Origin of the sequence: Streptomyces sp. NPDC004134 (assembly GCF_042874195.1) — a bacterium.
Lineage (GTDB): Bacteria > Actinomycetota > Actinomycetes > Streptomycetales > Streptomycetaceae > Streptomyces.
The window spans coordinates 106969-124584 of sequence record NZ_JBIAMS010000026.1 but is presented as its reverse complement, the minus strand read 5'-3'; the positions used below and the strand labels follow the sequence as shown (position 1 = coordinate 124584).

At 72.3% G+C, this 17616-nt stretch carries 13 protein-coding genes and 1 pseudogene; 7 read left to right on the top strand and 7 right to left on the bottom strand.

Annotated elements, in window-relative coordinates:
• Positions 1 to 184 (bottom strand): annotated as a pseudogene (locus ACFYVJ_RS27940) (hydrolase); the annotation flags it as partial.
• Between the two features lie 1139 nt (positions 185 to 1323).
• On the opposite strand from ACFYVJ_RS27940, the gene ACFYVJ_RS27935 reads away from it, so the two are divergent.
• Positions 1324 to 2373 (top strand): LLM class flavin-dependent oxidoreductase, encoded by a 1050-nt coding sequence (locus tag ACFYVJ_RS27935; RefSeq protein WP_388896968.1) that lies wholly within the window; start codon positions 1324 to 1326, stop codon positions 2371 to 2373.
• A gap of 538 nt (positions 2374 to 2911) precedes the next feature.
• A complete protein-coding gene (locus ACFYVJ_RS27930) occupies positions 2912 to 4003 on the top strand; it encodes a hypothetical protein (protein ID WP_388896965.1) in 1092 nt (363 codons plus the stop codon).
• A gap of 364 nt (positions 4004 to 4367) precedes the next feature.
• Here ACFYVJ_RS27930 and ACFYVJ_RS27925 read toward each other — a convergent pair whose 3' ends face one another.
• Both ACFYVJ_RS27925 and ACFYVJ_RS27920 read right to left on the bottom strand, forming a co-directional pair.
• Positions 4368 to 5579, bottom strand: a complete 1212-nt coding sequence (locus ACFYVJ_RS27925; protein WP_388896962.1) for a glycosyltransferase — start codon at positions 5577 to 5579, stop codon at positions 4368 to 4370.
• Complete coding sequence (locus ACFYVJ_RS27920; protein WP_388896959.1) at positions 5576 to 6361, bottom strand: MerR family transcriptional regulator; 786 nt, start codon at positions 6359 to 6361, stop codon at positions 5576 to 5578. Before ACFYVJ_RS27920 ends, ACFYVJ_RS27925 begins: the two co-directional genes overlap by 4 nt.
• A 530-nt stretch (positions 6362 to 6891) precedes the next feature.
• On the opposite strand from ACFYVJ_RS27920, the gene ACFYVJ_RS27915 reads away from it, so the two are divergent.
• The gene (locus ACFYVJ_RS27915) at positions 6892 to 7425 is read left to right on the top strand and encodes an EF-hand domain-containing protein (RefSeq protein ID WP_388896956.1); all 534 of its coding nucleotides are present in this window, start codon (positions 6892 to 6894) and stop codon (positions 7423 to 7425) included.
• Between the two features lie 103 nt (positions 7426 to 7528).
• Here the strand turns inward: ACFYVJ_RS27915 and ACFYVJ_RS27910 are convergent, their stop codons facing one another.
• The 4 genes from ACFYVJ_RS27910 to ACFYVJ_RS27895 all read right to left on the bottom strand — a co-directional run bounded on the left by ACFYVJ_RS27910 (position 7529) and on the right by ACFYVJ_RS27895 (position 11787).
• On the bottom strand, positions 7529 to 8434 hold the full coding sequence (locus ACFYVJ_RS27910; protein ID WP_388896954.1) for a class I SAM-dependent methyltransferase: 906 nt from the start codon (positions 8432 to 8434) through the stop codon (positions 7529 to 7531).
• A gap of 76 nt (positions 8435 to 8510) precedes the next feature.
• A complete protein-coding gene (locus ACFYVJ_RS27905) occupies positions 8511 to 9617 on the bottom strand; it encodes an NAD(P)-dependent alcohol dehydrogenase (protein WP_388896951.1) in 1107 nt (368 codons plus the stop codon).
• A 2-nt stretch (positions 9618 to 9619) separates the two neighbouring features.
• Positions 9620 to 11023 (bottom strand): aldehyde dehydrogenase family protein, encoded by a 1404-nt coding sequence (locus tag ACFYVJ_RS27900; RefSeq protein WP_388896948.1) that lies wholly within the window; start codon positions 11021 to 11023, stop codon positions 9620 to 9622.
• Between the two features lie 8 nt (positions 11024 to 11031).
• A complete protein-coding gene (locus ACFYVJ_RS27895; protein WP_388896946.1) occupies positions 11032 to 11787 on the bottom strand; it encodes a (5-formylfuran-3-yl)methyl phosphate synthase in 756 nt (251 codons plus the stop codon).
• A gap of 253 nt (positions 11788 to 12040) precedes the next feature.
• Here ACFYVJ_RS27895 and ACFYVJ_RS27890 point away from each other — a divergent pair, with 253 nt between their 5' ends.
• The 4 genes from ACFYVJ_RS27890 (at position 12041) to ACFYVJ_RS27875 (ending at position 17478) form a co-directional block, all read left to right on the top strand.
• Positions 12041 to 13267 (top strand): sensor histidine kinase, encoded by a 1227-nt coding sequence (locus tag ACFYVJ_RS27890; protein WP_388896943.1) that lies wholly within the window; start codon positions 12041 to 12043, stop codon positions 13265 to 13267.
• Positions 13264 to 13971, top strand: coding sequence for a response regulator (locus ACFYVJ_RS27885; protein WP_388896940.1), 708 nt, complete (start codon positions 13264 to 13266; stop codon positions 13969 to 13971). Before ACFYVJ_RS27890 ends, ACFYVJ_RS27885 begins: the two co-directional genes overlap by 4 nt.
• Before the next feature lie 130 nt (positions 13972 to 14101).
• The gene (locus ACFYVJ_RS27880) at positions 14102 to 14983 is read left to right on the top strand and encodes an ABC transporter ATP-binding protein (protein ID WP_388896937.1); all 882 of its coding nucleotides are present in this window, start codon (positions 14102 to 14104) and stop codon (positions 14981 to 14983) included.
• Positions 14980 to 17478 carry an ABC transporter permease gene (locus ACFYVJ_RS27875; protein WP_388896934.1) on the top strand — a complete coding sequence of 833 codons (2499 nt, stop codon included), beginning with the start codon at positions 14980 to 14982 and terminating at the stop codon, positions 17476 to 17478. The genes ACFYVJ_RS27880 and ACFYVJ_RS27875 overlap by 4 nt, the downstream gene beginning before the upstream one ends.
• Positions 17479 to 17616: the final 138 nt, after the last annotated feature.

The window sequence follows — 17616 nt, the reverse complement described above, 5'->3', positions numbered from 1 at the left end:
CCAGCAGCAAGGTGCCGAAACCGCGGCCGTTCAACTGGGCAGCGACAGCCCGGTTACGCGGACTGCACCCCGAACCACCACCACCACGCACGAACAGCACCAGGCCCGCGGCCTCATCGGGCACCGCGAGGTCGCCGCTGAGCTGCGCGCCGGCGATCGGAAGGGTCACACTCTCGACGGACATGGGCGCCTCCCGCCTCCCTGGGACGGTGTTACCGAGGGTCCGTATCAAGACAAGGATGGGACAAAACCAGGAGCACGCGTCCGAAGACGCCGTACGGCGCGTCGCCGGGACACGGGGAAGAGTCCAGCCTCACGGCCGAGTCCTTCGCCCGGCTCCCCCTCTCGGTACACAAAGCGGTGGTACGCAAGTACGTGAAGTCCGCCAGCAGCCCCGGCCTCCACCCGGGCCGACCTCGACAGACCGGTCGGCCCCTGGCCCGGCGAAGCGGGCCGCGCGGCCTCGTCGACCGCCATCGCCTGGACGACAAGCACTACACAGACGCGCCATGCGGCACCGCTATCCAGCGATCGACCTGCCGGTGCTCATCTGCTGGGGCGAAGACAACACGAGCCGGGTACCGCTCCCCCGCGGCCACGAACTCACCGCACCCAGCCCCGGCCCTCGGCTCCACACCCGGCAGGCACGACGTTCGGTGCGGCTCTCCGGCACTCAGCCCCGGCGCCCGGCTCCACACCCTCCCGGACACCGGCCACCTGGCCGCGCTCAACACCCCCAACCGAACCCCAGCCGGGCGCGCCACCGTCCTCCTCACCTCCCAAGCCCCGACCGCCGGTACGCACCCCGCCCGGCGAGCGCGCCTCACCGTCACGGGCCTCAGTCGCAGAAACCGGCTCAAACATCACACCCTCGTCGTCCTGGTGGCCGATCCCGCTCCGGCGCCGGACGGCAGATGATCGCCACGCCGTGACCGCCCGCCGGGCTCGTGGCCGCATCGAGCACTGCGGAAGGAGCAGAGGCGATCGCGTGGCCTGCTGCCCCGGTGGCGTGGGGGCGCGTGGGCAGGAGGTGGCGCTGCTTCAGGCTGGGGTTCCCGGTTTGCGGAGCCAGCGGATCCGAGTGCGGTACCCGACCGCCGACACCCCGCGACGCCGGTCTCGGCTCGCGCGAAGTCCAGGGGCGCACCGTCCGCGGTCCCCTGCTCCCGTCCATCCGCCCTGCCGGGAGCCGTACCTCAAGTACGGGACGGGCAGCGCAGGCCGTCGCGGTAGGCACCTGAGGCGCTCTCGATACGGGCATGGCGCTTGCGTAGCGTAGGACATAGGACACCGCAGGCAGGTCCCCGATCGAAGGCGGCGCTCATGAAGTTCAGCTACGCCATGCTCCCCGACTACCCCGTGGCCGAGTCCCTGGAATCCATACGATTAGCAGACGACCTGGGCTTTTACGCCTGCTACGCGGCCGACGAGACCTGGCACAAGGATCTGTGGCTGCTGTTCGCGGCGGCAGCCGGCCGTACCGAGCGAATTCGGCTCGGGCCGAGTGTGTCGCCGGTGACCCTGCGGGAGCCGACACTGATCGCGCAGGCACTCGCCACCCTGGACGAACTCACCGGCGGCCGGGCCGAAGGCGTACTGTCCAGCGGCAACTTCGGACTGCTCGCCCAGTACCGGATCGACTGGACTCGTACGAAACCGCTGTCGCGCGTGAAAGAAGCACTGCACGTGATGCGCACGTTCCTCGACGAGGGTGCACTCACCTACGAAGGCGAGTTCTTCTCCTACGACGGGCTCTTCACCTTCGCGCGGCCCGTACAGGAACGCCTACCGCTCAAGCTCGGCGCGATGCGCGGGCCCAAGTCCTTCCAGGCAGCCGGGGAATTGTCGGACGGCTGCCATCACGCGCTGAGCTACACCCGCGACGCGTACGAGTACGCGGTACAGCACATCCGTACCGGAGCCGAACGTGCAGGCAAGGACTGGCGATCGCTCGACATCGGGGCCTGGGTGGTCTTCGCGACCGGGCCCGACGGGGCGGTCGCCAAGGAGGCGGCGCGCAGCATGGTCGGCATCTACGCCTCTTCCATGCCCGAGGAGCAGTTGCTCCGCAACGGAGTGGACCCGGCGGAGCTGAAGCCGGTCATCGAGGCGATCGCCGCCGGAGACCTGGCGCGAGGCATCGAACTGACCTCGCCCCAGGTCGCCGAGCGGCTCTCCATCGCAGGCACACCCGAGGAGTGCCTGGAGAAGATCCAGCGAGACATCGCACCCACCGGCGTCAACCACATGATCTGCGCCATCACCGACCGCACCATGGTCAAAACCTTCACCGGCCGCGACCTCACCGAAGCGGCCGACGTCAACACCCAACTACGACTGATCAAGGAACAGATCATGCCAGCCTTCGCCTAACCCACAACCCGAACCACACGCACCGAATTCGACTGACATCCCGGCCCCCAACGACCGGTCCTCAAGCGTGCCCCTTGGCCGGGGTCCACCTTTGCGGAGGGCCGACAGGCGGCGGTGATGGCCTCGTGGAGGCTCTCCAAGCGGCTGCGGACCATGTCGTCCTTGTAGGAGTCGCCCGGCATCATCGAGAGCCAGCCCCGGCCGGGCCTTCGCGGTACGCGGCCCGCCCCGCGTCCGGCGTCTCTGGGGCAGCGGCGCCAGACTCCGTGCGCGGGGCGTCCGCCGCGCTGACGCTGCGGTGCTCGGACGCGGCACAGGCGAGCATTCGTGACGGTGGCGGCCGCCATGACGCCGCGGATGGTGCCGATCTGCCCGTGAAGCAGGAAGCGCTGCGGCCCCGCCCTCCCCGTGCCCCGCACCGCCCGAGAACCCCGACCCCGCCGGGCGGCGCGGGGCGCATCCTGTGGTTTAGTCCTGTTCCCCGCTCCCGCGGGGAGGCCGAGGGCGGCCAAGGGGACCGAGGGGATCGGACGCGCGGATGACGGAACAGCGGCTGACACTCGCGGCGGGCACGCGCCTGCTGCACATAGGCCCGTACAAGACGGGCACGACCGCGCTGCAGGGCGCGTTCCACCAGTCGCGGGAGCGGCTGGCCGCGGGCGGCGCCGTGTACGCGGGGAAGGGCCGGCAGGCGCGGGTGGCGGCGGCCGCGGTGACGGGGGCGAGGCTGCGCAAAGGCTCGGTGACGCCGACGGCCGCCGACTGGGACGGGCTGTGCGCGGAGGTGGCGGCCGCCGGAGAGCGCCGGGTGATGATCAGCAGCGAGGCGTTCTGCAACGCGGAGGCGGACGCGGCGCGGCGCGCGGTCGAGGGGCTCGGCGGGGAGCGCGTCCACGTGGCGGTGACGCTGCGGCCCCTGGTGAAGATCGTGCCCTCGCAGTGGCAACAGGAGGTCAAGGACGGGCTCTGCACGCCGTACGAGGACTGGCTGGAGACCGTCTTCCGCGGCCCGAGGAAGGATCCGGTGGCGGCGACGTTCTGGCTGCGGCACCGGCACGACGAGCTGGTGGCGCGGTGGGCGCGGGCGGTGGGCCCCGACCGGCTGACCGTGGTGGTGGTCGACGAGACCGACCGCGACATGCAGTTGCGGGTCTTCGAGGAGCTGCTGGGGGTCGCTGCGGGGACGCTGGTGCCGGAGGACGGGGTGATCAACCGCTCGCTGACGCTCGGCGAGGTGGAGCTGCTGCGGCAACTGAACATCGAAGTGGACGCCCGCGGCTGGTCGGGCGACCGCTACCACAAGGTGATCCGCAACGGTGTGATGCGCCACCTCGACCAGACGTACGCACCCCCACCGGACGCCCCCCGCATCACGACCCCGCGCTGGGCGACGCAGGCCGCGGCAGCGGTGGCGAACGAGATAGTCGCCGGCATCACCGCCGCCGGCGTCCGCGTAGCCGGCAACCTCCACTCCCTCACCCCGCCCCCGACACCCCCCACCGCCCCCTCCCCTACCGCGGCCGCCCCGCCGACGGCGACGCTCCCGGCAGAGGCCGCGGCGGCGGCACTGTGGGGCGGTCTGCGGGCAGCAGCCCGTAAACCGAAGACGCCCGCCGCGCACCACCGCTGACGGCCCGCGTGGAAGCGAAGGACCCGTTCACGTCGGAGTACCCAACCGCAAGGTGCCGTGACCTGAACGCATGCCTCAGGGGTGGACGGAGCGACATGAAGTTTTGAGGACACGTTTACGCGAGACACCACCTCCGGCCAGGGCAAAGCCTGCGTAGCGGGCCACCCCGGCAAACCAGCCGCCCTGCCCCCGGGAACCGACCCTCACCCACCCGACATCCCACTCCCTATCCAGCGGTAGTGCGTCAAGCCGTCCGCGTCTGTGTAGCGGTACGCCTCGGAGAACTTGTCGCAGAAGGGGTCCGACGCTCAGCACCGGCGCCGGAGCGCGCCGAGGCGATTGGCTTCGTCGGGGTGGATTGGCGTCATTCATTGGCCAGTTGTTGGATGATCTTCAGTGTCCGGCCTGCTCCGTTCTCGGTCGCCAGGTGTTTCGACGCTCTTGTGGCGGCTCGGCTGTGTGCCTGTTGCTTCACCGCTTGTTCCAGTGAGTCGGCGAGCCGTTCGGCGGTGAGGGACCGGAAGGGGATCGGGGCGGTGGCGGCGCCGAGGGTGGCGAGTCGGCTTGCCCAGAACGGCTGGTCTGCGGTCACCGGCACGGTGACCGCGGGTACTCCGGCGCGCAGGGCGGCGGCCGAGGTGCCGGCTCCGGCGTGGTGGACCACCGCGGCCAGCCGTGGGAACAGCAGGGTGTGCGGTACGTCCCCGATGGCGAGCACGTCGTCCCCGTCCGCGGCGAGACCGGCGCTGCCGGCTTGGAGGATCCCCCGCAGGCCGGCGCGGCGCAGGGCTCGTACGGCGATCTCGCTGAGCCGTTCTCCGTCGCCGGAAGCCATGCTCCCGAAGCCGATGAGGACGGGCCGGGGTCCCGCGCACAGGAAGTCCTCGAGTTCGGCGGACAGTCGTTCGGACTCATCGTGATGGGGCCACCAGTTGCCTACGACCCGCAGGCCGGAGCGCCAGTCGGAGGGGCGGGGCACCAGGGTCGTGCTGAAGCCGTGGAGAACGGGCCAATTCGCCTGTTCCTGCCGTCGGCGTATCTCGGAAGGGGAGGCCGGGGGCAGCTCGAGGCGGTGGCGCAGCTTTGCCGCCGCCTGTTCGTAGACGCGGTCGGCCATCCGCAGTGCGAAGCGTCCGGTTGCCCGGTTGGCGAGACGTCCCAGCGAGCGGGAGCCTGTCACGACGGGCGGGAAGTCGCCGGTCGGTGTGGTGGGCTGGAGGTAGACGCCGAGGCTCGGTATGCCCGTGGCCTCGGTGAGGTGCCAGCCGAGCGGGGCCGTCGTGGTCGACAGCAGGAGCAAGTCCGTGCCCTCTTCCACCGCGTCGGCGAAGCCCTGGCCCAGTTCGGTGGCGAACGCGGCAGCGGTACGCATCAGTTCACGTTTGCCCGTGCCGCCACGCTCTCCTGTGTCGGCGGGCAGGCTGCGGAATTCCAGCCCTGCGTCGCGTACGAGGGGTGCGAAGGTGTCTGTGGCGGCAAGGGCGACGTCGTACCCGGCCCGGCGCAGTTCAGCACCCAGGCCCGTATAAGGCGCGACGTCGCCGCGCGATCCGGCGGTGGCGATCAGGATCCTCACCGGTCCTCCTCGATGCTGGCACGGGCTGCGTTGGCGTAGACCGCCTTGTGTGTATAGGCGGCCAGGCCGGGGCGTTGCTGCGAGGGCGGTACGACGAGGGCGAAGGCGCGCGGGTCGGCGACGACGTCATCCGCGATGCGTCGGTGCATGTCTGGCGGGCAGGCGGCGAACCAGCGTGTGATGTGCAAGCGGTGCTCCTCGGCGAGGTCCATGGCCCGCTCGCCGTCGCTCGGCACCCCCTCGTCGAAGGCCGTGAGCAGTTCGGCGCGCCAGGCGGCGGCTTCCTCCATGAGCTGGCGCCAGTCCTCCTTGGTGTGGGCGGCCGCGCGCGCCATGGCCTCGCGCCGCCCCTGCGACCGCGCCCATTTCAGCTCCGCCTCGGTGGCATAACTCAGGTCGAAGGCGACCTCGCCAAAGACCTCGAAGCGTTCTTGAGGGGTCAGGGACACGCCTGTCTTCTGGACCTCGATCGCGCGTTCCGCCACCTCGGCCAGCCGCTGCAGCCTGGCGATCTCCTCACTGAGCTGCCGCTGCCGGGCCCGGAGCCGCTCCAGGGGGTTCGCCTGCGGGTCCTCGACGATCTCGGCGATCTCGTCGAGGGGGAAGCCGAGCTCGCGGTAGAAGAGGATCTGCTGGAGACGGACCAGGTCGGCCTCGCTGTAGAGCCGGTATCCGGCGCGGCTGCGGTCGCTGGGCGACAGCAGTCCCGCCTTGTCGTAGTGATGCAGTGTCCGCACCGTCACGCCGGCGAAGGCCGAGACCTGCCCCACGGAGTAGCTCATCCACCTGCCCTTTCGTCGGCGTACAGCCTCAAGCCTGACGTAAGGGGAGGGTCAACTCGCACACGCGGCATGACGCGCGCCGCGTTGGCGACGAAAGACGCAGTGAGGGGTGACGCCTGTGGCGCGCGGGGATCCGTATACCAGGCGCCTCAGCGGGCGGCGGAGTTGCTGCAGGAGTGACGACGGGCGGCAAGCCGTCGACGACACCGGCGAATTGCTCGGCGTCGGTGCGCACCGCTTCTGCGCACGGTGCATGGCTGTCGAAGGGGATCAGTTGAAACAGTCTGGTTGCCACAGGCGAGGTATACGACTTGTCAGATACGCGCATTCAATAGTCCTTCTGTCATCAGAAGCGAAGATCGAGAGTCGGCGTCTCGGCATTGCGGTTTCAATGAGTCATGGCCGCTACACGCGCTGAAGTGGGGAGGACAGTCGGGGCTGCTGACTTCGTGGTTTCGGTTGCCTCAGTGCAGGCGGTCCTCATTGGCCCAGGCCCGGATTCATCGGGTCGCAGAAGACAGGTGATGGAAATGCGAGACGAGGCCGCCAAGCGGGTCGAGCTGGTCTTCTCCCTCTTCGACGCCAACGGCAACGGAGTCCTCGACTCCGAGGACTTCGACCTGATGACGGGCCGTGTACTGGAGGCGGCGGCCGCTTCGAGCGACGGCGCCAGGGACGCCATCAGGGCCGCGTTCCGCCGCTACTGGACGACGCTGGCCACCGAACTGGACGCCAATGGCGACGGTGTGATCAGCGTGGACGAGTTCCGTCCGTTCGTGCTAGACCCCGAGCGTTTCGGTCCCACGATCGCGGAGTTCGCCGAGGCCCTCTCCGCACTCGGCGACCCCGACAGGGACGGCCTGATCGAGCGGCCCCTCTTCGTATCGCTGATGCTGGCGATCGGCTTCGAGGAGGCGAACATCCACGCCCTCTTCGACGCCTTCGGTCCGGACGCCGAGGACCGCATCACGGTGGCCAGTTGGGCCGTCGGCATCAAGGACTACTACGCGCCGGACATGGCCGGGATCCCCGGTGACAAGTTGGTGGCCGCCCGGGCCGGCTGACACGGTCCGTCAGCGGCTTTCCCGGCCGTGGCGGCACCCTCGGGACACGTCCCGCCGAGCGGGGCCCGCGGCCGGGGCCCCGCCCCCGGCCCCCGTGCGGGCGTCATGGCACGGGCTTGTGCGCGAACACCCACCGGTTTCCCTCCAGCGCATCGTTGGGCTCGGGGAGAGGGCCGCGTCCGTGCCGGCGGGTGAAGTCGAAGGGTGTGTGCATCGAGGTGGACCAGCCCCTGGCCGTCAGGGCACCCGCGGAGTCGGGCCGTGGCCCCTTGTCGAAGAGGTAGAGCAGGTCGATGCCGATCTGCTCTCGCGTCGCCGTGTAGATCGGGCTGTCTCGGTACGCCTGCAGGTCCTTTTCCAGCTTGGCCTCGAAGGCCAGAGCGCTGCCTCCGGCGGTCAGTCTGTCCACCGTGTCGATGAGGTACGTCTCGGCGGGGCCCGGCAGGTAGAAGAGGAGTCCCTCGGCCAGCCAGACGCTCGGTGCGGCCGGGTCGAAGCCGGCGGTGGTCAGCGCGCCGACCCAGCCCTCGCGCAGGTCGGCCGGTACGGGGACGCGCTTGGCCTTCGGGGCGGCCGACAGGTCCGTGAGCACACGCTGCTTGAAGGCCAGCACGCCCGCCCTGTCGATCTCGAAGATGACGCAGTCGGACGGCAGATCCAGCCGGAAGGCGCGGGTGTCCAGCCCCGCTCCCAGCAGGACCACTTGGCCGGCGCCGGCGGCGGCCGACCGGAGGAGGAAATCGTCAAGCGCTCTCGTGCGCAGGCCGAAGTACCGGGCGAACCGGCCCCACAGCGGGTTGCCGTCCCCGTCCGGAACCTGCTCGATGCGCACCGGCCAGTCCGCGCAGGCAGCAGCCGCGCGGACAAAGTGTTCCGCGTAGGCGTCCCGGGCCAGACTGTCGTGGCGGTGGGTTTCGATGGCCCGTGCCGCGGCGACCAGGAGGGCGGTCAGGCCCACCCCTCCGTCCACGCCTTCCACGTCTATGTGCTGGGGCGTCGTTCCTGCCATGCGTCCTCCGTCGGCGGAAGTGGGGATGCGGGATGCTCACTTGTCGGAAGCGAGTCCTCGGTGCCGCTTGCCTCGCTCACCGGCTTGTTCTTTCGGGGACCAGGACGGGTTTGACGACACGGCCGGCGTCGCAGTCGCGTTCGGCCTCGTTGATGCCGGCCAACGGGTAGGTGCGGATGAGCTCGCCGAAGGGGAAGCGCCCGGCCTGCCACAGTCCGATCAGCCGGGGTATCAGTACGCCGGGTACGGCGTCCCCTTCGCAGATGTGGCGAATGCTGCGGCCGCGGTCGAGCGTGCCCGGTTCGAGCGTCAGCGGGGTGTGGAGGCGTGCCACCAGTCCGAGGCTGCCGGTGGGGCGCAGGGCTTGGAGTGCGCTGTTGATGAGCGGGGGCGAGGCCGTGGTGTCCAGCGCGTACTGGACGCCGCCGTCGGTCAGTCGCCGGATCCGTTCGGGGAGGCCGGGTGAGGCGGCAGGCAGGGGGGTCGCGCCGAACCGCTCGGCCATGGCGAGCCTGTCAGGATGCCGGTCGACGGCCACGGTCGGTACGCCCGCGGCGGTGGCCGCCATCACCGCGGTCAGGCCCACCGCTCCCGCGCCGAAGACCGCGAGGGTGTCGCCGGGACCTGCGCCGAAGGTGTTCAGCACGGCTCCGGCGCCGGTGAGGCAGCCGCAGCCGAGGGGCCCGAGCAGTTCGAGCGGCAGTGCGGGATCGACCCGTACGGCGTTGCGGGCCTCAACGAGGGCGTAGTGGGCGAACGAGGACTGCCCGAACCACCGGGGTGCCAGTGCCTTACCGGTCGCGTCGGTGAGCCGCGGCGGTTCCTCCGTGCGCCCCCCGAAGAGGTTGAGGGTGGCGAAGGACTCGCAGTAGGCGGGGGCCGCGCCGCGGCAGGTCCGGCAGTGTCCGCAGGAGTCGAAGCTCAGGACGACGTGGTCACCGACGCCGATCGCGGCGTCCGGGCCGCCCCCCGTGCAAACCACGACTCCGGCGCCCTCATGGCCGAGGACTGCCGGCACAGGGCTCCGGCCGGCGGATCGCCGGACCGCGAGATCGGTCCGGCACATCCCGGTGCCGGCGATCTCGACCAGGATCTCGCCGGCGGCGGGCTCTGCCCGCAGCACCACCTCCTCGACCGTGAACGGGCTCTCGTACGAGTGCAATACGGCTGCCCGGAACCTCATCGTCACGACTCCTCCGGGCGGTGGACGACGAACGGCCGGAGGTTGCCGTACAGACCCCACGGCCCGCCGGCGACGCCGACGCCGCTGTCCTTGACACCCGCGAAGGGCTGGGCGAGGGACAGTTCGGCATGGTCGTTGACCCAGGCCGTGCCGCATTCGAGCCGCTCGGCCACCGCCTCGGCCCGGTCGGGATCGGTGCCCCACACGGAGCCGCCCAGTCCGAAGCCGGTGCCGTTCGCCGCCTCGACGGCTTCGTCGAGGCTCCCGTACGGCAGCACCGGCAGCACCGGTCCGAACTGTTCTCCGGTCACCACCGGGGTGCCCGGCGGTACGTCGGTGAGGATCGTGGGAGCGAAGAAGTAGCCGGGCCCGTCCACCCGGTGGCCGCCCGCCGCCGCCCGGGCACCGTCCGCCAGAGCCTGCCGGGTGACCTGCTCGATGCGGGCGAGCTGCGGGGCGTTGCTTACGGGGCCCAGCCGGGTGTCCGGGTCGAGGCCGGGCCCGACGGCGACGGTCTTCGCGAGCTGGGCGAGGGCTTCGACGACCTCGGCGTGCAGCCGGGCCGGGGCGTAGACGCGTTTGACGGCCATGCAGACCTGCCCGCAGTTGCGGAACGCCGCCCAGAACAGCCGGTCCGCGATCCGGTCCACGTCGACGTCGTCCAGCAGGACGGCGGCGTCGTTGCCGCCCAGCTCCAAGGTGACCCGGGCGAGCGAGGCCGCCGCCGCTTCGGCGACGGCCCGCCCGGTGGACACCGAACCGGTGAAGGTCACGTGGCGGATGCCCGGATGGGACGCGAGACGGGCACCGAGGGGTTCGCGGCCGGTGACGACGGTCAGGACGTCCTCGGGCAGGACGGCGGAGAGGACGGAGCCGAGCAGCCGGGTGGCCAGAGGGGTGAACGGGGACGGTTTGAGGATCATGGTGTTGCCCGCCGCGAGCGCGGGCGCGAACTTCGCCGCCGCGAGCTGGAGGGGAAAGTTCCACGGCACGATCGCGGCGACGGGCCCGAGCGGCCGCCAGCGGACCTCGCTGCGCACCGGCCGGCCGTCGACGATCCGCCGGGTTCTGGGGGCGAGGTCCGCGAAGTAGCGCAGGCGGGCCGCCGTACGGGCCACCTCCGCGTACGACTCGGCCAGGGGCTTGCCCTGTTCCCGGGTGAGCAACCGGGCGAGGTCGTCGCCGGCCGCCTCCACCGCGCCGGCCGCCGCGCGCAGCGCAGCGCTGCGTGCGGCGGGGTCGGCCCGCCAGCCGTGCCAGGCCCGGTGGGCCCGGTCGACCACGGCGTCCAGCTCGTCCGGCTGCTGATCGGGAGCCTCGTCGAGCGCCTCCCCGGTGGCCGGGTCGACGACGGCGAAACGTCCGGCCCGGTATCCGTGGGCGCGATCGGCCTCAGAGGTCGGCATGACGGCGGTCAGTGCACGGAGGAGACGCCGGCGGTGTGCTCCCGGGCGTGCCGCTCCATCTCCGCCCGGAAGGCGGCCACCAGATGCGGCCGGATCCTTCCCGTATTGCGGTCACCGCCCTCGCAGACCGCGCCCCGCACGCCCACGATGTCCGTACCGATGCTGGTCAGCGGACCGAGGTCGGCCTGCGTGACGCTGCCCGCCAGGGCCGCGAGCCGGCCGGACGCGTGGGTCCGCCGGACGAACTCCGCACACGCGTCCGGCGGAAGGTGGTCGAACAGCCGCGTCCCGTCCTTGACGGCGGTGTCGAGCATGGCCGCGTCGGCGCCGGAGCGGGCGGCGATGTCGGGCACGGCGAGCGGATTGACGCAGCCGATCCGGTGGGCGTCGGCATAGCCCGAGGCGACGACGAGCGCGTCCGGGCGGTGGTCCTTCACCGCCCGGACGACCGCGCGCATGACCTCGATGCCCTGATCAGGCGTCGTGCATCCGTAGAGGCCGACCTTGATGTACGTGGCCCCCGAGACGACCGCGCCGAGCGCGGCCTGGGCCACGGTGCCCGGCTTGTACGGGACGTCCCCCACGGTCGCGGACACCGGCTTGTCCGCCGGGACCGCGTCGCGGATCTCCCTGATCACCCAGGGGAAGTTCGCGCCGAGAGAGCCCTCGTCAGGCTTCTTGACGTCGACGATGTCGAGATGCTCCGCCGCCTTCGCACAGTCGAGAGCCTCCTCGACACCGTCCGGAGAGATGAGAAGCAACACCCTGACCTCCTTGGCCGCCGGTCCCCGGCCGAGGGGCAGGGGACCGCAGATCACTGGCTGATGTGCGGTGTGCTCATCATTTCCGTCACCCTTGGAGATCGGGAGGGCGCACAGAGTAACCAGGCGTTCACGTCCACCACAATGCGCCGTACAAACCGGAGCGAACAGGAACAAAGGTGGCGATCCGTTGGCGCCCATCCGTGCCACGGGGTGGGCGCCACGGGCCCCGTACGGCCGCGCATAGGCTGGGCCCATGACGTCCGTGGAGCCGGAGCGCCCGCGCCCGCTGCTCGCGACGGCGTCGCGCCGTTGGGTGCGACTGCTGCCGTGGGGCCTGGCGTTCGTGCTGTGCGTCGCCCTCCTGCCCACCACCATCCGGGTGCTCACCGTCGACTACGGGCTGAACGCCGGCGTCGCGAGCCTGCTGGCCGTCGCACAGTCGGCGCCGCTGCTGCTCGCCGTCACCCGGCCGCTGCTCGCCTGGTACGTGATCTTCGCCGCGGACGTGGCCGGAGCGCTGGCCTTGCTCAGCGCCGACTACGGCGAGCGGCAGGAGTGGCCGTTCCCGCCGATGCAGATCGTCGGGTACATCGGCCTCTGCCTCGCCCTCGGCCTGCGCGAGTCCCGCCGGACGCTGGTGCTGGTGTGGCTGGCGACGGCGGGCGCGAACGTCGGGCTGCTGTACGTCGCGCCCGACCGGGTGAACGACAGAAGCGTCCTGCTGATGATCCTCGGCGGGGTGACCCTCCTGATCACCGGCGTGCTGCGGGAGCGGCACGAGGTGCAGCGCAGGCTGACCGAGCAGGAGACGATCAGCGAGGCCGAACGCGGCCGCCGGACGCTGCTGGAGGAGCGCGCCCGCATCGCGCGCGAACTGCACGACGTGGTGGCGCACCACATGTCCGTCATCACGGTGCAGGCGGACACCGCGGAGTACCGCCTCGCCGAGCTGCCGCCGGAGGTGCGCGGCGAGTTCACGTCGATCGCGGCGACCGCGCGCGAGTCGCTGGGCGAGATGCGCCGGCTCCTCGGCGTGCTGCGCAACGAGGAGACGCACGGCGAGGTCGCGCCGCAGCCGGACCTGGCGCAGATCGGGCAGTTGGTGGCGGCGACGGAGCGGGCCGGCGGGCCGGTGGAGTTCACGCCCTGCGACGCCGACGTGCCGGAGGCGGTGGGGCTGTCCGCGTACCGCATCGTGCAGGAGGCGCTGGCGAACGTCGTACGGCACGCGCCGGGCGCCGCGACGCGGGTGTCGCTGTCACTGTCGGACGCCGGCGACCGGCTCACGGTCCTCGTCGTCAACGGGCCGCCGCCGGAGCCGCCCACCGCACCGCTGGAGCACAGCGGCACCGGGCACGGCCTCGTCGGCATGCGCGAGCGGGTCCGGCTCGTCGACGGCACCTTCGACGCGGGCCCGCTGCCGGACGGCGGCTTCCGGGTCGCGGCCCACCTCCCCCTGAACGGAAAGGACACCGGGTGACGACGCGCGTCATCATCGTCGACGACCAGGCCATGGTGCGGGCGGGCTTCGCCGCGCTGCTGGCCGCCCAGAGCGACATCGACGTCGTGGGGGAAGCCCCCGACGGCGCACAGGGCGTGGAACTGAGCCGGCGTACCCATCCCGACGTCGTGCTGATGGACGTCCGCATGCCCGAGATGGACGGCCTGGAGGCGGCGCGCCGCATCCTGGCGCCGCCCGCGGGGGATGGGGGCACCGCCCACGCCGTTCAGGCTGTGGGGGACCACCGGCCGCGGGTGCTGATGCTCACCACGTTCGACGTGGACGACTACGTCTACGAGGCGCTGCGGGCGGGCGCGAGCGGCTTCCTGCTCAAGGACGCGCCGCCGGCGGACCTCATCGCGGCGGTACGGGTCGTGGCCTCCGGCGACGCGCTGCTCGCCCCGTCGGTGACCCGGCGGCTCATCGCGGACTTCGCCCGGCAGCGGCCCGCCGGCCGGGGCAAGCCCGCGCTGCGGCTGAAGGCCCTGACGGAGCGCGAGACCGAGGTCCTGACCCTGGTGGCCCGCGGCCGGTCCAACGCGGAGATCGCGGAGATGCTGGTGCTGGCCGAGCAGACGGTGAAGACGCACGTCAGCCGGGTGCTGACCAAGCTCGACCTGCGCGATCGCGCGCAGGCGGTCGTCATCGCGTACGAATCGGGGCTGGTGGCCCCCGGCGAGTAGGGGGGCCGGCCCCTCCGCCACCCCCTACCGGGGTACTACCTCCACATCGGCTCCCGGGTATGACGCCCGGCGGCCAGCCGTCCGCGCACTCTTCAGCCGTCAGCACGAAGAGATGACGAAAGGGCGGATCATGAGACTGCGTGGCAGCAAGCGGCACAAGGCGGACCACCGGCCGGCGGCCGGCGGCGGGCCGGAGGTCCCGGCCGCCGAGGCCCCGGCGGCCACCCCAGGACTCGCCGTGGAGCTGCGCGGCGTCCGGCGGCGGTACGGCCGCGGCAGCGGCACCGTACACGCACTGGCGGGCGTCGACCTCGCGCTCCCGCGCGGCACGTTCACCGCGGTGATGGGCCCGTCCGGGTCCGGCAAGTCGACGTTCCTGCAGTGCGCCGCCGGCCTCGACCGGCCGACGGCCGGATCCGTGTGCCTCGGCGGCACGGAGATCACCGGCATGAAGGAGAACGCAGTCACCGAACTGCGGCGCAGCCGCCTCGGCTTCGTCTTCCAGGCGTTCAACCTGCTGCCCTCCCTGACCGTGGAGCAGAACGTCCTGCTCCCCCTGCGCCTCGCCGGACGGCACCGGAACCGGGGCCGGGCGGACGCGGTGCTGGCGCAGGTCGGGCTCGCCGACAAGGCGCGGCGCCGGCCTGCCGAGCTGTCCGGCGGGCAGCAGCAGCGCGTGGCCATCGCCCGCGCCCTGGTCACCAGCCCCGACGTGATCTTCGCCGACGAGCCCACCGGCGCCCTCGACACCGCCACCGCCGCCGAGGTCCTCGGCCTGCTGCGGCACGCCGTCGACACCCTGGGTGCCACCGTCGTGATGGTCACCCACGACCCGGCCGCCGCCGCCTGGGCGGACCAGGTGCTGTTCCTCGCGGACGGCGCCTTCGCCGACCGGCTCGCGGGCGGCTCCGCGGCGCAGATCGCGGCGCGGATGGCCGGGCTCGGTGCCCGTACCGGAGCCCGTACCGCCGCTGACGTGCGCGGCGAGGCCATGGCGGGGGTGCCGGCATGATGCGCCCCAACGGACTCGCCCGCGCCGCCGTCCGCTTCAAGCCCGCGTCGTTCGCCGGGACCTTCGTGGTGCTGATGATGTCGGCGCTGATCGTCACGGCCTGCGGCATCCTGCTGGAGACCGGCCTGCGTGCCTCGGTGCCCGCCGAGCGGTACGAGAAGGCGCCGGTCGTCGCGGCGGCCGACCAGTACGAGTACGTCGTCACGGGCAGCGGCGAGGACCTGGAGAAGGAGGCCGTCCCGCTGCCTGACACGGCGCGGCTCGACGCCGGGCTGGCGGCGAAGGCCGCCGGGGCGCCGGGCGTCGGGGAGGCGGTGGCGGACTTCACCTTCCCGGTACGGACCGGGGACGGCCCGCTCACCGCGCACGGCTGGGGCTCGCACGCCTTCACCGGTACGGAGCTCACGGCCGGCGGCGCGCCGCGTACCGGCGAAGTGGTGCTCGACGCCGCCGCGGCCCGCGCCATGAAGGCGGAGGTCGGCGACACCGTCGCGCTGGAGACCGCCGCCGGGAAGCAGGACTTCCGCGTCGCGGGCCTCGCCGAGGCCGGCGCCGGGGACACCGCCCGGGACGGCGGCGAGCCGGGCTCCCTCGCCTGGTTCGCCGACGGTCAGGCACCCGCGCTCGCCGGGCACCCCGGCAAGGCGGACGCCGTCGCCGTACTGGCCGAGGACGGCACCGGCGCCGACGCCCTCGCCGACTCCGTGAAGAAGGCCCTGGCCGGGTCGGACGCCCAGGTGCACGTCGGCGACGACCGCGGCGCCGTCGAGGACCCGGGCCTGGCCTACGGCAAGGACACGCTCTTCGGCATCGGCGGCCCCTTCGGCGGCGTCGCCGCCATCGTCGCGGTGTTCACCGCGGCCGGGACCGTGGCGCTGTCCGTCTCGCAGCGGGCCCGGGAGTTCGCGCTCCTGCGCGCCGTCGGCGCCACCCCGCGGCAGATCCGCCGCGCGGTCTCCGCCGAGGCGCTGGTCGTCGCGCCGCTCGCCGGGATCCTCGGCACCCTGCCCGGCATCGGGCTCGCGCACTGGTGGTTCGGGCAGCTCAAGGACCGCGGCGCGGTGCCGGAGGCGGTCGGCCTGCACGTCTCGGGGTTCCCGCTGCTCGCCGCGGTGGGGGCCGGGCTGCTCACCGCGCTCGGCGCCGGCTGGGCGGCGGGGCGGCGGCCGGCGAAGATGAAGCCGGGCCAGGCGCTCACCGAGGCGTCGATGGAACGTACGCGGCCGGGCGTGGTCCGTACCGCACTCGGCGTCGTCGCCCTCGCCGGCGGCGCGACCCTCACCGGCGTCGCGGCCAACTCCTCCGGTGACGACGCGGCCGGTGCCTCCCTCGGCGTCGTGATGAGCTTCATGCTCGCCGTCGGGCTGCTCGGCCCGCTGCTGGCGCAGTTGTGCGCACGCCTCTTCGGCCTGCCGCTGCGCGCCGCGGGCGCGGCCGCGCAGTTGGCCGCCGCCAACTCCCGTACCAACGCCCGCCGGCTCGCGTCCGCGATCACCCCGATCGCGCTCGCGATGGCGTTCGCCTCGACGCTCGTCTTCATGAACACGAGCGAGAACCATGCCGCCGACGAGCAGTTGCGCGCGGGCGTCACCGCGGACCACGTGGTGACCGACCCGGCCGGGCTGCCGGCGGACGCGGCGGCCGGTGCCGCCCGCGCACCGGGCGTGGACACGGCGGTCGGGGTGCTCAACACGCAGGTGCTGGTGCCGGTCGGCTCCGGCGAGTTCAAGTCGCTGCTGGGCGCGGCCACCCAGGGCGTCACCTCCGCCGACAAGCTGGCGAAGGTGCAGGACCTGGACGTACGCGAAGGCAGCCTGGACCGGATCGGCAAGGACCGGATCGCCATCGACAAGACCCTGGCGTCCTCCGCGGGCGTCTCCGTCGGCGACCGGCTGCCGCTCTACCTGCCGGACGGTACGAAGGCCGACCCGGAGGTCGTCTCGGTCTACGGCCGTGGCCTCGGCCTGGGCACGGTGACCATGGACCGGGCGGACCTGGACGGGCACGTCACCTCGGGCTTCGACACGGCGCTGCTGGTCCGCGGCGGGGACGCACGGGCGCTCGGCGAGCTGGGCGAGGTCACCGACGCAGCCGGCTACGCCGCCGAGAAGAGCCTCGACGCGAAGCTGGGGTCCTGGTCCAACAAGACCATGGCCGCGGTCCTCGGCGGCTTCGCCGCCGTCGCGGCCGTCAACACCCTGGTGATGACGGTCCTCGACCGCCGCCGCGAACTGGGCACGCTGCGCCTCGTCGGCTCCACCCGGCGCCAGGTGCTCGCGATGCTCCGCTGGGAGGGCGCGCTGGTCTCGGCGGTGGGCGTGGTCGTCGGCTCCGCGATCGCCGCGGCCACGCTGATCCCGATGATGAGCGGCCTGACGGGTGCGGCGCCGTACGTGCCGCCGCTGGTGTACGTGTCCTTCGTGGCCGGCGCGGGCGGCCTGGCGCTGCTCGCGGTCACCCTCCCGGCGCGGGCGGTGCTGCGCCGCTGGTCGTAGGGGCCGGTACAAGGGCGGCAGCCGGCGGTGCGCCGACTGCCGCCCTTGCCGTAGGGCCCGACCGCCCGTTGTCGCCGGCCGGCCGAGCGGCTATGGTCATTCTTATCTGAGATAACAGCCTCATTTAAGAACGGAGAC